Consider the following 14,519-nt stretch of genomic DNA (forward strand, 5'->3'; position numbering starts at 1 on the left):
CAAACAACCTTTCAGGTGGCGGGCGCGACCAGGAAGAACTCGCCGTCGGTGTCATAGTCGAAGATCAGCGCGCGATGGCCGTTCGCGAACGTGTGCTCGCCGGTCTGACGCACCTGGATGATCGCGGAGGAGCCGTCGGCCGCGGTGACCTCGGCCTGACCGAAGGACTCGGTGACGCTGCCGGTGCGGATGACGCACTCCCGGCCGACGAAGTCGACGCGCGACGCCTCACCGCCGGTGACGTACAGCCGGCGTAACGGCACGGCGACGAGCCGGGCGACGAAGAGCCCGGCGATGACGGCGATGAGCAGGACGACGATGCCCAGCAACGTTCTCGGGAGCGTCCCGAGCCCGGCGATGAGCACAGTGCCGGTGAGGCTCGCGAACCAGGCGACCGTGGTGAGTACGGACACGGTGACCGTGACGGGCACACCGCCGAGGCCGATGCCGTCGGCCACGTCGAGATCACCGATCTCGACGTCCAGTGTGCCGACGAGCACGAGTAGCCAGTAGACGACGACGGCGGCGAGCAGGAAGGTGAAGATGACGGCGGGAAAGGACAGCGCGGCGTCGACGAACTCGCCCATGACGCGTGCCTCCCCCACCTGGGCAGTCCCCCTCCGGACCGCTGTGGCCGGACTATACCCAGGTGGAAGAGGCACTCACGGGCGAATCTCCTTAAATTGCGGGGTTACTTCGTGTCGGCCCGCTGCTGTACCCCACGCAGCAGCGTCACCGCTCCGCCCGCGAAGATCACTTGCAGGGCGATCTCCGTCCAGTCGAAACCGTCGGTGTCCGCGACGCCGATCAACTCCGCGACCCCCGTACCGGCGACGGCGGCGACAATCCCGACCAGAATGGTGACCAACAGTGACATGTTGTGCCGCCCCGGCACGATCGCGCGTCCCAGCCCCCCGATGATCGCGCCGAACAGAATGGCCGTGATGAGCCCCGTGATCTCCATGACCCGCTCCCTTTCTCCCGCGTTCCAGAATGGAGCGCGGACGCGGCTGACGGATCAGGCGATCACCCTGGTTCGACCCTGAGAACCGTCTCAGGGTCGGTTTCTGGGTCATGATGTTTCCATGCTGGACCGATACGACGTGGCGACCAGGTTGCCAGCCCAGGACCTCGACCGGGCGAGGGCCTTCTACGCGGACAAGCTCGGGCTGCACCCGGCGGAGGAACGACCCGGCGGCCTGCTCTACCGCTGCGGCGGCACCCGGTTCGTCCTGTTCGCCTCCGCCGGCCGACCGTCCGGCGACCACACCCAGATGGCCTGGACGGTGGACGACATCGAGGCGGTGGTCGGCGCGCTACGCGACCGGGGCGTCGAGTTCGAGCACTACGACTTTCCCGGTCTGCGCACGGTCGACGGCATCGCCGAGGTGGCCGGCAACTACCCGTCCGTCGGCACCGGCGAACGCGGCGCGTGGTTCCGCGACAGTGAAGGCAACCTGCTCGCCATCGGCCAGCCGATCCGGGACTAGGCCACCGAGCGGATTCGGTACACCAGTACTGAGCCCGCCACGCCCACCAGTGCTGAGAGCACGTACAGCACCGGGTAGCCGCCCAGGTAAGTGACGATCGGGGCTGCCAGTACCGGGGCCAGTACCTGTGGGAGCGAGTTCGCGATGTTGATGACGCCCAGGTCCTTGCCGCGGTCGCTCGCGGCCGGGAGGACCTCGGTCATCAGCGCGAAGTCGACCGACAGGTACACGCCGAAGCCGAGTCCCAGGATCGCGGCGGCGACGATCGCGCCCGTCCATGTCGGCCAGAACGCGAGCAGCAGTGCGGCCAGGGACATGACGATGCCCGACCAGCACACGAAGACGCGGCGGCGGGACATCCGGTCCGACCATATGCCGCTGGTGACCACTGTGGACAGCAGGGTCACGGCGTATACGGCGGTCAGGATGAACACGCCGCTGTCGGGTTCGGGATAGCGGACGACGTCCTGCAGGAAGTACAGCAGGTACACGATCGCGATCGCGTTGCTCAGGTTCAGCAGGAACCGGGTGAGCCACGCCCAGCCGAAGTCCGGGAAGAGGCGTGGGCTGATCCAGAAGTCCTTGACGGACAGTCGGGGCCGCTCGGCCGGGGCGATCACGGTGTCCTTGCGCAGCAACACGTAGGGCACGGTCGTCACGACCAGGAACCCCGCGCACACCAGGTACCCGGCGGCGATCCCGCCCGCCTCGGCCGCGAGCAGCGAGCCGACCACGATGCCGAGTGTCTGCCCGACGCCGAGCCAGCCGCCGACCATGCCGCGTTGCCGGAGCGGCACCTGGTCCGGCACGGCGGCGAAGAGCGCGGCCTGCATGGCGTTCAGGGTGAACTGCGCCGCGCACCAGCCGAGGATCATGACCACGATGTTCGGCGCCCCGGCCAGGATGGCGAGGCTGGCGACGCCACCGAGCGCGCCCAGCACCGTCCACGGTAGACGGCGGCCCGCCCGCCACGTCGTGCGGTCGGAGATCGCGCCGAACAAGGGGTTGGCGACGACGGACGCCGCCGCGCCGAGGCCCGACACGAGCCCCAGCGCCAGCTCCTTGCTGTCCGGCGCGAGTGCTTCGGCCTGCTGCGCGAGCAGCACCTGGATCGGCCCGTAGAAGGCAGTGAAGAGCCCCAGGCTGGCCAGGCCGATAAAAGCCGTCCACCGAGCGGGAACCGGCGCGGTGGGCTCAGCTACCGCTGGGCTCTGATCTGGTCGCGATACCAATAGAAGGAGTCCTTCGGGGTGCGGGTGAACGTGTCGTAGTCGACGTGTACGAGGCCGAACCGCTGCGAGTAGCCGACCGACCACTCGAAGTTGTCCACAATGGACCAAGCGAAGTAGCCACGGACGTCGACGCCGTCGTCGATGGCCTTGCGCAGTGCCCTCAGGTGCCCTTCGTAGTACTCGATGCGGCGCTTGTCGTGCACCTCGTCGCGGTAGGAACAGCCGCCCTCGGTGATGTAGATCGGCGGAAGGCGGTCGCCGTAGCGCTCGGCGAGCGTGGTGAGCGTCTCGTGGAGCCCACCCGGCACGACCGGCCACCCGAAGTCGGTGAGGGGATAGCCGTCGATCATGGGGAAGTCGAACGGCAGGCCGGCGGGCATCTCGGTGCCGTCGATCACGTTCGGTTCGCTGTCGACGCTCGGCGCGGCGACCTTGCTGGGTACGTAGTAGTTGACGCCGTACCAGTCGAGCGGGGTGGAGATGATCTCGAGGTCCTCCGCGACGGGCCCGGGCATGGCGGCCGCGAGGTCCTCGCTCGGGTACTGGCCGGTGAGCACCGGCGCGGCGAACATCTCGTTGACCAGGGCGTCGTACAGGCCGGCCGCGGCGCGGTCTTCGGTGCTGTCGGACGCCGGCCAGACCGGCACGTGGTGGTTGGCGATGCCGACGCTCGTGGCGCCGGCCGCCCGCAGCGCCCGCGTGGCCAGACCGTGCGCCAGCAGCTGGTGGTGGGCGACGGGAAGCGCGCCGAACATCAGCTCCTTGCCGGGCGCGTGCGCACCGACGGCGTACCCGAACAGCGTGACGACCATGGGCTCGTTGAGCGGCATCCACATCCGGACGCGGTCGGCCAGCTTCTCGCCCACCTCGGCCGCGTAGTCGGCGAAGCGGTACACGGTGTCCCGGTTGAGCCACCCGCCGCTGTCCTCGATCGCCTGCGGGGTGTCCCAGTGGAAGAGCGTGACGGCGGGCGCGATGCCGTTGGCGCACAGTTCGTCGACGAGCCGGTCGTAGAAGCCGAGCCCGGCCTGGTTGACCGCGCCGTGGCCGTCCGGCAACACCCGGGGCCAGGCGATCGAGAACCGGTAGGCGTCGACCTCCAGCTCCCGCATGAGCGCGACGTCCTCGCGGTAGCGGTGGTAGTGGTCGGTCGCCCGCTCGCCCGTCTCCCCGCCGTACACCTTTCCAGGCACCGCGGCGAACGTGTCCCACGTGGACGGTCCGCGCCCGTCCTCGGCGACGGCGCCCTCGATCTGATAGGCGGAACTCGACACACCCCAGAGAAACCCGTCAGGAAACTTGGGCAGTGCCATCGTCATGTCGTCCTTCGGGGCCGGGGTCAGGGGCGTCGAGCGCGAGTCAGCTTGAACGCCGCCCGCGCTCGCGGTCAACCCCTGCTTGATCACGCCATGACAACTCCAGCCGCCTCGGTGCGTGCGCTTGTTGATAACCGCTGGTCAGCGCTCGACGGGCCACTCGGTCGCGAGCACGGACCACAACTCGACGTCGTGTCGTTCGCCGTTGCGCGGGAACGCCTCCCGCAGGGTGCCGTCGAGTGTCATGCCGAGGCGGCGGGCGACCGCGCTGCTGCGTTCGTTGGCCGCCGCGCACCGCCATTCGACCCGGTGCATGCCGCGTACCTGGAACGCCCAGTCGATCATCACGGTCACGGCCTTCGTGATCAGCCCGCGCCCCGTGACCTCCGGTGCGAGCCAGACGCCGACCTCGCACACGCCGGTCGTGTTCTCCCACACGCGGAACAGGACACCGCCCGACAGCTTGCCGTCGACCCAGACGCCGAGGATGCGGCCCTCGCCGCGGGCCTGGGCGTCCGCGTACCGCTGGAGGAGCGTCGTCGCGCCATCCGGGGTGGCGACGCTCTCCACCCACGGCAACCAGGGGGCGAGGTGTTCCTGGGCGGCCGCGACGTGCTGCGCGAGTTCCTCCGCCTGCCAGGTTTCGAGCGCACGCAACTCGGCGTTGTCGGTGAGCCGCAGTGAAAGCATGGGGTGACCTCCGTGCCAAACGTTTGTTATGTACCCTACCCCCATGCCGGCGAAGGGTGATCACGAGGCACGGCGTGCCGATGTCGCGGAGGCCGTGTGGCGGGTGCTGGCCACGCGTGGCTTCGGTGGCCTGACCATGCGTGCCGTTGCGACGGAGTTGGGCGCGTCGACCGGCTTGCTCACGCACTACTTCCGGAGCAAGCGCGATCTCGTCCGGTACGCCAACGAGATCGCGGCGGAACGTACGGACACGCGGCCCCTGCTGGAAGCGGACGAGCCGGGACTGGCCGCGTTGCGCATGACGCTCGTCAACGTGCTGTCACTGAACGCGGACAGCGTCGCGATGAACCGCGTGTGGGTCAGCTTCTGGGACGCGGCACTCGACGACGAGTCGCTCAGCGAGGCACAGCGGGCACGGTACGAGCGCTGGCGCGGACGCATTCAGGCATGTGTCGTTGAGGCGCAGGCCCGCGGAGAACTGCCGGCCGCGGCGAACCCGGAGGACGTGGCGGTCCAGGCGGCGGCGTTCACCCACGGGTTGGTGGTGCAGGCGTTGTTCGACCCGGAGCGGCTGCCGCCGGACCGGCAGCTCGCGTTGGTCGACGACTTCCTGGCCGGGCTCACAGGTCGGCGATGATCGCCGTCTCCAGGTCGGTCCAGGTGAGGGTGTGCCGGACCCAGTCGGGGGCCGGGCCCTTCTGCCGGCCGAAGAGGTAGCGGCACGGCACGGTGTCCAGCAACGCGCGGTGTACGTCGATCCGGTCGTCGATCATGTGCGTGATCTTCAGCTTGGCACAGTGCCCGGCCTTGTCGACCCGCTTGCGGCAGAACCGGACGTTGCCACGCGGGATGCCGGTGCGCGCGTAGAAGTCGTGGTGGTCGAGCCACGCGAGCGTGCGCTCCTGGATGCGCGGGCCGCACTTGGAGATCACCCAGACCCGCCCGCCGAACCGCTCGACGAGCCGGGGCAGCACGTCGAACGCGCCGTCGGTCGCCGGCGACACGAGTGCCTCGTCGTCGCTGCCGTCGAGGAAGACGGTGTCCTCGGCACCGTCGGGGGCCGCGGCCCCGTGGATGACCCGGCCGAAGTCGACGCCCAGCCGGGGTGGGAACTTGTTCATGCGCCTACCGTCCCGCACGGATGGCTTGAACAGAACTATTGTTTCGACCACGAGCTATAGTTTCAAACTATGCTGCCGACCGACGCGCTGGCGGCGTTCGCCGTCTTCGCCGAGCACCTGAACTTCACGCACGCGGCCGCGGCACTGCACATCTCGCAGCCGGCGCTGCACGTGAAGGTCAACAAGCTGGCCACGACGGTCGGCCGGCCGCTCTACCAGCGGCAGGGCCGGGCGCTGACGCTGACGCCGGAAGGCGAGTCGGTCGCCCGGTTCGCCCGCGACCTGGACACCCGGATGACCGCGTTCCTGGCCGAGGTGCGGGACGCGGCGGCGTTGCGCCCACTGACGCTGGCGGCAGGCGAGGGCGCGTACCTGTACCTGCTGGGCGAGGTGATCCGCACGTTCGGCCCGCTGAAGCTCCTCAACCGCGACAGCACCAGGATGCTCGCGGCGGTCCGGGCCGGCCGTGCCGACCTGGGCATCGGGGTGCTGGAGGTGCTGCCGGACGACGTCACGGCCGTGCTGCTGGCGTCGTACCCGCAGACGCTGGTGCTGCCTGTCGACCACCCGCTGACCAGCCACGCCGAGCTCACGGTCCACGACCTGGCCGGCCTGTCGCTGGTGCTGCCGCCCGCCAACCGGCCACACCGGCGGACCGTCGAACGGGCGCTGCGGGCGGGCGGGGTGGACTGGACGCTGGCCATCGAGGCGGAGGGTTGGCCGTTGACACTGCACTTCGTCACGCTCGGCGTCGGACTGTCCATTGTGAATGGTTGCGTGCGGCCGCCGAACGGCTTCACGTCCCGGGAGATCACCGATCTGCCGAGGGTGCCGTACTACGCCGTGCACCTGCCGGACCGCGCGTCGGACGCCCGGCTGGCCGAGCTGCTCACCGCGATCCGGCTTGGTCTCGCCGGGCCGGACTAGGTCCGTCTCGTCGAGACGGACGAGCCCACCCCTGTGCCGCGGGATGGGCTCGTTCCTGTTGGTATGTCACGGTTGCGGGTCGAGCGGGATGGCCACCTCGGTCACCGGCAGTGGGAACGGGTCTCCGATCGGCGTCGCCGTGCCGGTCAACACGTTGACACTGTAGAACTTCGACAGACCGTCCGGTGTGGTCAGTACCGCGAAGCCATGGTTGTCGACCGTCTTGTGGTTGACCAGGTCGGCGAAGATGTCGAAGCCGGCGTTGATCCCGGCGTCGACGGTGAGGGCGCCGGTCGCCACCAGGGAGCCGTTGTTGGGCGGGGACTGGATGAGCACCTGGTCGGTCACCGTGCTGATGTCGAACAGAGTGGTCGCGGTTGCCACGTTCAGGTCGTTGTTCGTGTACGCGGCCGCGGTGACTCCCTTGGCGGAGCTTGCGTTGATGTTCAGCCCGCCGTCCACGATCGTCGTGTGGTCGTTGAGGTTGTGTCGCAGGTTCTGACCGTCGTCGCTGATCACGCGCAGCCGGTCGGCGGCCGGGTTGAAGTCGACGCCGAAGAACGTGCCGCTCAGCGTGACGCCCAGCTGCGAGACCTTCGTGACGATGGGGTCCGGGTTGCTCGGCAGCTCCGGAAGCTTGATCCGGTAGATGCCGCCCTTCTCGCCGACCCCGTACAGCTGACCGTCCTGCACACGGAAATCGAGCCCGACGAGGCGGACGTCACCGACGAGCCCGACCGGGCGCCTGACCCAGTTGAGCACGTCCGGTCTGTCGGTGAAGAACGAGGCCATCAAACCGCCGTCGTTGAGGAGCGCGATCGCCTCGAGCCGCGGCGCCGTGGCCGCGCTGTTGCCGGCGGACCCGACGACGAGCGCGGCCGCCGCACCCGCGGCCGCGACCATCGCGGTGATCTTCTTCTTGAGCCCTGCTTTCATCCCCGTCTCCCCTTCAGGTGAGTGTTTCCGGGTTGCGGCAGAAAGCTATTCAGCGCGACTGGACATCCATTGGACGAGATGGTCGTGTAGTTCAGGCCCCAGCACGTTGGCCACGAGTTGGAGTGCGTCGTCCCGACCCAGCGCGTCGAGCGTGAGCTGACGTGCGTTCAGTCCCGACATGCGGTCGTGGCCGGTCACCACAACGAAGCAACCGGGAGCACCAGGCAGGAGCGGCCGAACCTGGTGTGGACCGGTGACATTGTCCAGCAGTACCAACATCTTCCGGCCCGCGAGCAGCGTCCGGTACAGCGCGGCCGCGGCGACCTGGTCGGCGGGCACCTGCTCGGCCGGCACACCCAGCGCGGTCAGGAACCGGGTGAGCACGTCGATCGACCGGACCTGCCCGCGTAGGTCCGCGTAGAGCTGCCCGTCCGGAAACCGTTGTCGCACACGGTGTGCCCAGTAGACGGCCAACGCGCTCTTGCCGACCCCGGTCGCGCCGGAGAGGACGGCGGCCACCGCCCGCCGGGTCAACCAGTCGTCCATTATGGACAACTCGGCGTGCCGGCCGGTGAACCCGAACGGTTCTGCCGGCAGCTGTTTCGGTCTTCGCCGCACCGGCGTGTTCTCGTTCTGGAGCAGTGCCGCATGGGCCGCACGCAACTCCGGGCCGGGATCGACGCCGAGCTCGTCGACGAGCCGGTCCCGAACCTCCTGGTAGAGCTGGAAAGCCTTGGCCCGCTGCCCGACGGCGTGGTACGCGCGGATCAGGCGTGCCTGTACGGGTTCGTCGAGCGGCTGCTCGGCCGCGGCCTCTGCGATGTCGGGGAGGGCTTCCGCGGCCGCGCCGATCGCGATCATCGTGTCGGCGTACCTGGCCAGCACGTCCCGGCGCTCGGCCACCAGCGCCACGACCTTGGGATGCGAGGCGAGGAAAGGAATGTCCGCGAGTGGCTGGCCGGGCCACAGCCGCAGCGCCTCCCGGAGCAACTCCGCGGCACGGGCCGAGTCACGGTGGCGAGCCTCCGCGACGAGACACCGGACCCTGGCCAGGTCGACATCGACCTGTTTCAGGGCATAGCCGCCACCGATGTGCGGCAGGGCGTCGCTGCCGGTGCGCCGAGGCCGGTCGGGTTCGAGGACTTTGCGCAGGTGCTTGACGTGTGTCTGCAGCACGTTGACCGCGCTGCGCGGGGGCCGGTCACCCCAGAGGGAGTCCACCAGCTCGCGGGTGGTGACCGTCTCCCCACCGGCGAGCGCGAGCAGTCCCAACACCGCACGCCGCGCCGGCGGACCCACGTCGATCTCCCCGCCACCGCGCCACGCGCGCAACCCACCCAGCAACTGAATCCGCACAGATCGCTGTGCCAACACCTCGTTCCCCCTGGGCTCCCCCGCCCCGCATGGGAACGTAGTTCAGAATCTGTTGTCATACAAGGATCTTGACCCGCCTGTTACCTCATCCGTTGACGTCGAACCGGAAGAGGTCGGGTCGTGCGTAGTGGCCGACGACGTCGAGATCGAGGTACGCGCCCTCGATCGCCTCGGTGTCGATGTCCGTGACGAGAACGTCCGGCGCGCCGAACGACGGCCCGGCCAGCAGTGTGCCGAACGGGTCGACGACACAGCTGCCGCCCCGGATCAGCGCCGTGTTCTCCTCGACCGGATACCGTGCCACCTCGGCGAGGAAGTCGTCCGGGAAGTCGTCGACGCCGGCGAACTGGTTCGCCGACAGGACGAAGCAGCGCCCCTCGACCGCGATGTGCCGCATCGTCGCCGTCCAGCTGTCGCGGTGGTCCACGGTCGGCGCGCAGTAGATCTGCACGCCTCGCTGGTAGAGGGCGGTGCGGTAGAGCGGCATGTAGTTCTCCCAGCAGATCGCCATGCCGATCCGCCCGAGCTCGGTGTCGACGACGATGATGTCGCCTGCGTCGCCGCTGCCCCAGATCAGCCGTTCGATGCCGGTCGGCACGAGCTTGCGGCGGTGGCCGAGCAGCGTGCCGTCCGGACCGAACAGCAGCGCCGAGCAGTACAGGGTGCCGGCACGGCGCTCGATCACACCGACGACCACGTGGGTGCGATGGGCGGCGACCGTCGCACCGATCTCGTCGACCACCTCGCCGGGTACCTCGATCGCGGAGGCGCGGTAGCGGGCGAACAACGCGCGGCCGGCGGCGTGGCGCTGCCCGACGGTCGCCCCGAACGTCACGCCCTTGGGGTAGCCGCCGATGAAGGCCTCCGGGAACACGACCAACTCGGTACCCTGCGATGCCGCGCGGTCGAGCAGCGTCGTGAAGCGCCGCAGCGTCTCTGGGAGGTCGAACAGCAGGGGCGCGGCTTGGACCACGGCCACACGGCGGCTGCTCATCTTCCTAGCTTGAGCGTGACGAACCGGATGCCGCAAGGCGCGAACGGGTGCGGGCCGGCGCCGACGCGGGCAGTGTGGCAAGGATGTCGGCGAGCGACTCGCCACCGAGGCTGCGCCGCCAGGCCTCGTGGGCATCGGCCATCTTCCTGGCGAGGACGCACATGTCCTGGCAGTCCTGCGGCGGCAGCGCCCCTCGGCCGCGCTGGCGGATCTCCCGGCACTCGTAGGGCGAGGACGCCCCGTCCACGGCCTCGACGATCTGCAACAGCGTGATCTCGGCGGCTGGCCGCCCGAGCCGGAAGCCGCCGCGCGGTCCGGTGGTCGCGACCAGCACGCCCGCCCGGACCAGTGTCTGGAGTTGCTTGGCGAGATAGGGCGCCGGGAGGTCGAAGTACTCCGCGAGCTGGGCCGCTGACGCGGTGACTCCCGGCTCGAGCTGCGCCAGCGTCGCGGCGCAGTGCAGCAACCACTCGGTACTCACAGGCAACTTCACACGATGTAGCGTATCTCGGATATTATAGATCTGTTTAGTCCTGAATAGGGAGGAAGATCTTCATGCGGATCGCAGTCGCGGGCGCCACCGGCAACATCGGGGCACTCACCGTCGCCGCCCTCCAGCGGAGCGGGCACGACGTCGTGGGCATCAGCCGGTCGACCGGTGTGGACCTGTCGACCGGCGCCGGCCTCGACGACGCGCTGGTCGGCGTCGAAGCGGTCGTCGACGCCTCCAACACGGCGACCGTCGACCCTGCGGAAGCGGTGGCGTTCTTCGGCACGGCCACCAGGAACCTGCTGGCCGCCGAGCAACGGGCCGGTGTCCGGCACCACGTGCTGCTCTCGATCGTCGGAATCGACCGGGTCGACGGCAACGGGCACTACGCGGGCAAGCGTGAGCAGGAACGCCTGGTGGCCGAGGGCTCGGTGCCGTGGACGATCGTCCCGGTGACGCAGTTCCACGACTTCGCCGCGATGGTCGCGGGCTGGACCGAACAGGACGGCGTCGCCACGATCCCGCCGCTGCTCGTGCAGCCCATCGCACCGCGGGACGTGGCCGACATCCTCGCCGAGATCGTCACCGGCGAGCCCCGGGGTCGCTACGCCGACGTCGCCGGCCCGGACCCACAGGACCTGGTCGACATGGCCCGCCGCACGAACGACGCACGCGGCCGCACGGTGAAGCTCGTCCCCACCTGGGCGGGCCTGTTCGGCGTCGAACTGGCCGGCAACGTGCTCCTACCCGGCGAGAACGCCCGCATCGCACCGACCACGTTCGACGAGTGGCTGACGCACTGACCGCCACCTACCGGCCGCTGTGCAGTCCCACGACGTCGTGCGACTCCTGTAACCACGCCCTCAGCTCCTCGTCGAGGTCGGCCGGCGCGCGCACGAGGACGAAGTGGCCACGCCACCTGGGCCCGTAGTCCGCCGTCCTGACGATCCGAGGGCTGGCCAGCCACCGGTGCAGGGCGAAGCTCGCGAGGAAGCTGTCCCGTCGGGGATAGAGCCCGGCGAACCGCACTCTCGCCACGCAGACCAGCCGGGTCTTCTGCGGGATGATCTGGACGTCGCCCAGCGAGCACAGCATCGACACATACCGACGGGCCAGCTCGACGACCGGTGGTTCCGATCGGGACAGCAACTGCTCCAGGGTGAAGGTCCCGCAGGAATGCCACATGTTGCGGCCGACCAGCCTTGCTCCGCAGCGTGGGCAGATCCACAGGTCCGTCGGCTCGTCGCCCACGGGTCAGTCCGGCGCTTGCCCGGTCCGCTGCTCGGACACCCAGGTCGCGACCTGGACCCGGGACTTGAACCCGAGCTTGGTCAGGATGTGCTCGGCGTGGGTCTCCGCGGTCCGTACCGAGATCATCAGCCGGTCGGCGATCTGCCGGTTGGTCAGCCCGGCGGCGATGAGCTCGGCGATCTCCTGCTCGCGCCGGGTGAGCACACTCGGCGACTCCACCGGCGCGACGGGCGTTGGCTGCTCGTCCAGCGCGAACGCGAGAGCCTCGTCGAGGCTCATCGCACGCCCGCGCTGGAACGCCTTGTCGAACCGGTGGTCGCCGAGCTGTACTCGCGCGTCGTGCTCGCACTGCTCGTGGTAGGGGTAAAGGTGCTGGTAGGTGCGTAGCGGGCGGCCCATGATCTCCCAGAGCTGGTCCGCGGCACCGAGCAGCGTCGCGACCCGCTTGGGATGCGCGAACGCCGAGTCGGCCCAGGCCAGGGACTCCAGCGACCAGCCGATCCCGGTGAGGTCGCGGACGCCGCGGCGCAACCGGAGGCTTTCGGCGTGCAGCTCGGCGGACCGGTCGTTGTCGCTCTGCTGCATCGCGAACAGGCCGAGCGCCCAGAGCGCGTAGGACCGGTGGAAGCACTCGCCCACCGGGCGTGTGATCCGCAGCGACTCCTCGTGGCACGCGTTGGCGCGGTCCACGTCACCGAGCAGGCCGGCGGCGACCGCGTAGCTCAGCAGCAGGTCAAGACGCAGCGGCAGCTCCTGTCCCGGCGGCAGCGCGGCGAGTCCCCGTTCGAAGATCTCGACCGCGCCGGGCAGGTCACCGCCGTACATCACGGCACTCCCGGACACCCAGCAGTAGTGCGCGTCGATGGCCGGGTCCGACATGGTTCTGGCGATGGCCTCCGCGTCCACCATGCGCTGCCGGGCCACGTCGTTCTCCCCGTCGGCCAACGCCAAGGAGGCGTCGGTCAGCAATGCCCTCGCCCGCACCGCCGACGGCGCGCCGGGTCGGGCGAGTGACCGCGCCAGCCACAGGCGGCCCTCCCGGGCCCACCCACGCCCCCACCAGTAGAAGTGGAACACCGCCGACAGCATCCGCAGGGCCTCGCCGAGCCCGTCGGGTTCCAGGAGGCAGTAGTTCACGGCCGCCTGGACGTTGGCGTGCTCCCGGTCCAGCCGGGCGAACCAGTCCACCTGCCGAGGACTCACCCAGTCGGCGTCGGCCCGCTCCACCAGACCGAGGTGCCAGTCGCGGTGTTTGTGGAGCAGGTCGGCGTGCTCGCCGGTCTGTTCGAGCAGCTCCACCCCGAACTCGCGGATGGTCTCCAGCATCCGGTACCGCATCACCTCGCCGTGGGGCTCCACGACCAGGATCGACTTGTCCACCAGCGAGGCCACCGTGTCCAGCACGTCGTCGACGGCGAGCCCGTGCCCGGAGCACACGTCCTCGGCGGCGTCGAGCTCGAACCCACCCGCGAACACCGACAGCCGGGCCCACAGGAGTTTCTCCTGGTCCGAACACAGACCGTGGCTCCACTCGACACACGCGCGCAGGGTCTGCTGCCGGGCGGGCAGGTGGCGGAGCCGCCCGGCCAACAGGTTCGGCTGGTCCAGCAACCGGTCGAGGATGTCGCTCTCCGACAACGCCCGCACCCGCGCCGCCGCCAGCTCGATCGCCAGGGGAAGCCCGTCGAGACGCTGGCAGATCTCGACCACCACGGCCCCGTTGTCCGCGTCGATCGTGAACCCGGGCCGCACGGACGCCGCCCGCTCACCGAACAGGGCCACCGCGTCGGAGCGGTTCAGGTCCTGCTCGGTGAACGGCTGGTCCGGATCGGGCAGCGTCAGCGGCGGTACGGGCATCATCGCCTCGCCCTGCACGCCGAGCCACTGCCGGCTCGTGGCCAGGATCCGCAGCTCAGGGCAGCTCTGCAGCAAGGCGCCGGCCAGCCGCGCGACCGCGTCGACCAGGTGTTCGGAGTTGTCGAGCACGAGCAGCAACCGACGAGGCCTGAGGTAGTCGATCAGCATCTCGAGCGAGGTCCGGCCCGCTTCCCGCATGCCGACCGCCAGCGCCACGGAGTTCGCGACCAGCTCGGGTTCACGCAGCTGGTCCAGCTCGACGAGCACCACCCCGTCGGGGAAGGTCCGCCGCACCGCACGGCTCACCTCGAGCGCCAGCCGCGTCTTACCGACCCCACCCGGCCCCGTGAGCGTCACAAGGCGTGACGACGACAGCAGGCGCCGAACCTCGTCCACCTCGTGCCGACGGCCGACGAAGCTGCTCAGTGCCACCGGGAGACCAGCCGTCCCCCGCTGGGCAACCACGCTCACAACAACGCACCGTAACCCCGTACCCCGCGCCACGCAGGGGGAACCGGGCAACGGTTTGGCCAACATGGACCGTCAGCCGTCCTGCTCGTCGCAGAACACCACGTCGACGAGCCTCTGCAGTCCCGTCACGAACGGTCCCTGCATGGACTGTGCGGCGTCGTCCACATAGGTCAGCGAGGCGGTCAGGGTCCTGCTGCCGTCGGGCGTGCTGTACATCAGCGTCCCGTAGCCCTGGACGCCGCCGTTGTGGGTGAGGACGGTGGCGCCGCAGCTCGGCGGCGGGAAGGGAGTCGGTGTCGAACCGTCCTGCACGAACACACCCAGGCCGTAGCCGTACGTCGGGTCCGGCGTGTCCATCTCGGCCAGCAGC

The 14,519-nt window shown here is 69.5% G+C and carries 16 protein-coding genes and 1 pseudogene; 4 read left to right on the forward strand and 13 right to left on the reverse strand.

Translation table 11 applies throughout. The features are described 5' to 3' along the window. Positions 1-11: 11 nt before the first annotated feature. Both VF106_RS30885 and VF106_RS30890 read right to left on the reverse strand, forming a co-directional pair. Complete coding sequence (locus VF106_RS30885) at positions 12-587, reverse strand: hypothetical protein (protein WP_330843393.1); 576 nt, start codon at positions 585-587, stop codon at positions 12-14. 104 nt (positions 588-691) lie between these two features. Further along, positions 692-964 carry a GlsB/YeaQ/YmgE family stress response membrane protein gene (locus VF106_RS30890; RefSeq protein ID WP_330843394.1) on the reverse strand — a complete coding sequence of 91 codons (273 nt, stop codon included), beginning with the start codon at positions 962-964 and terminating at the stop codon, positions 692-694. A gap of 121 nt (positions 965-1,085) precedes the next feature. Between VF106_RS30890 and VF106_RS30895 the strand changes: the two genes are divergently transcribed. Beyond that, on the forward strand, positions 1,086-1,490 hold the full coding sequence (locus VF106_RS30895; protein ID WP_330843395.1) for a VOC family protein: 405 nt from the start codon (positions 1,086-1,088) through the stop codon (positions 1,488-1,490). Here VF106_RS30895 and VF106_RS30900 read toward each other — a convergent pair. From VF106_RS30900 to VF106_RS30910, 3 genes are all read right to left on the reverse strand, one after another. Then, positions 1,487-2,722 carry an MFS transporter gene (locus VF106_RS30900; RefSeq protein ID WP_330843396.1) on the reverse strand — a complete coding sequence of 412 codons (1,236 nt, stop codon included), beginning with the start codon at positions 2,720-2,722 and terminating at the stop codon, positions 1,487-1,489. The two genes, VF106_RS30895 and VF106_RS30900, sit on opposite strands and share 4 nt — an antisense overlap. Beyond that, positions 2,689-4,035, reverse strand: a complete 1,347-nt coding sequence (locus VF106_RS30905) for a GH1 family beta-glucosidase (protein WP_330843429.1) — start codon at positions 4,033-4,035, stop codon at positions 2,689-2,691. The genes VF106_RS30900 and VF106_RS30905 overlap by 34 nt, the downstream gene beginning before the upstream one ends. Positions 4,036-4,179: 144 nt before the next feature. Next, a complete protein-coding gene (locus VF106_RS30910) occupies positions 4,180-4,728 on the reverse strand; it encodes a GNAT family N-acetyltransferase (protein WP_330843397.1) in 549 nt (182 codons plus the stop codon). Between the two features lie 43 nt (positions 4,729-4,771). Between VF106_RS30910 and VF106_RS30915 the strand changes: the two genes are divergently transcribed. Next, positions 4,772-5,365, forward strand: a complete 594-nt coding sequence (locus VF106_RS30915) for a TetR/AcrR family transcriptional regulator (protein ID WP_330843398.1) — start codon at positions 4,772-4,774, stop codon at positions 5,363-5,365. Here the strand turns inward: VF106_RS30915 and VF106_RS30920 are convergent. Further along, complete coding sequence (locus VF106_RS30920; RefSeq protein ID WP_330843399.1) at positions 5,349-5,849, reverse strand: hypothetical protein; 501 nt, start codon at positions 5,847-5,849, stop codon at positions 5,349-5,351. The genes VF106_RS30915 and VF106_RS30920 overlap by 17 nt on opposite strands. Before the next feature lie 69 nt (positions 5,850-5,918). Here VF106_RS30920 and VF106_RS30925 point away from each other — a divergent pair, with 69 nt between their 5' ends. Continuing rightward, the gene (locus tag VF106_RS30925) at positions 5,919-6,776 is read left to right on the forward strand and encodes a LysR family transcriptional regulator (protein ID WP_330843400.1); all 858 of its coding nucleotides are present in this window, start codon (positions 5,919-5,921) and stop codon (positions 6,774-6,776) included. 66 nt (positions 6,777-6,842) lie between these two features. Here the strand turns inward: VF106_RS30925 and VF106_RS30930 are convergent, their stop codons facing one another. From VF106_RS30930 to VF106_RS30945, 4 genes are all read right to left on the reverse strand, one after another. Continuing rightward, positions 6,843-7,712, reverse strand: coding sequence for a DUF4394 domain-containing protein (locus VF106_RS30930; RefSeq protein ID WP_330843401.1), 870 nt, complete (start codon positions 7,710-7,712; stop codon positions 6,843-6,845). 45 nt (positions 7,713-7,757) lie between these two features. After that, positions 7,758-9,083 (reverse strand): AfsR/SARP family transcriptional regulator, encoded by a 1,326-nt coding sequence (locus VF106_RS30935; protein ID WP_330843402.1) that lies wholly within the window; start codon positions 9,081-9,083, stop codon positions 7,758-7,760. 88 nt (positions 9,084-9,171) lie between these two features. Beyond that, positions 9,172-10,080: a carbon-nitrogen hydrolase family protein gene (locus VF106_RS30940; RefSeq protein ID WP_330843403.1), complete on the reverse strand. Its 909-nt coding sequence runs from the start codon at positions 10,078-10,080 to the stop codon at positions 9,172-9,174. 4 nt (positions 10,081-10,084) lie between these two features. Beyond that, positions 10,085-10,573, reverse strand: a complete 489-nt coding sequence (locus VF106_RS30945) for an RrF2 family transcriptional regulator (protein WP_330843404.1) — start codon at positions 10,571-10,573, stop codon at positions 10,085-10,087. Positions 10,574-10,635: 62 nt separating this feature from the next. On the opposite strand from VF106_RS30945, the gene VF106_RS30950 reads away from it, so the two are divergent. Beyond that, positions 10,636-11,373 carry an SDR family oxidoreductase gene (locus VF106_RS30950; protein WP_330843405.1) on the forward strand — a complete coding sequence of 246 codons (738 nt, stop codon included), beginning with the start codon at positions 10,636-10,638 and terminating at the stop codon, positions 11,371-11,373. A 7-nt stretch (positions 11,374-11,380) separates the two neighbouring features. Here the strand turns inward: VF106_RS30950 and VF106_RS30955 are convergent, their stop codons facing one another. The 3 genes and pseudogenes from VF106_RS30955 to VF106_RS30965 form a co-directional block, all read right to left on the reverse strand. Next, positions 11,381-11,821 (reverse strand): hypothetical protein, encoded by a 441-nt coding sequence (locus tag VF106_RS30955; RefSeq protein ID WP_330843406.1) that lies wholly within the window; start codon positions 11,819-11,821, stop codon positions 11,381-11,383. A gap of 3 nt (positions 11,822-11,824) precedes the next feature. Next, positions 11,825-14,149, reverse strand: a complete 2,325-nt coding sequence (locus VF106_RS30960) for an ATP-binding protein (RefSeq protein WP_330843407.1) — start codon at positions 14,147-14,149, stop codon at positions 11,825-11,827. A 72-nt stretch (positions 14,150-14,221) separates the two neighbouring features. After that, positions 14,222-14,519: pseudogene (locus VF106_RS30965) on the reverse strand (alkaline D-peptidase); the annotation flags it as partial.

The organism is Actinophytocola sp. (assembly GCF_036378875.1).
GTDB lineage: Bacteria > Actinomycetota > Actinomycetes > Mycobacteriales > Pseudonocardiaceae > Actinophytocola.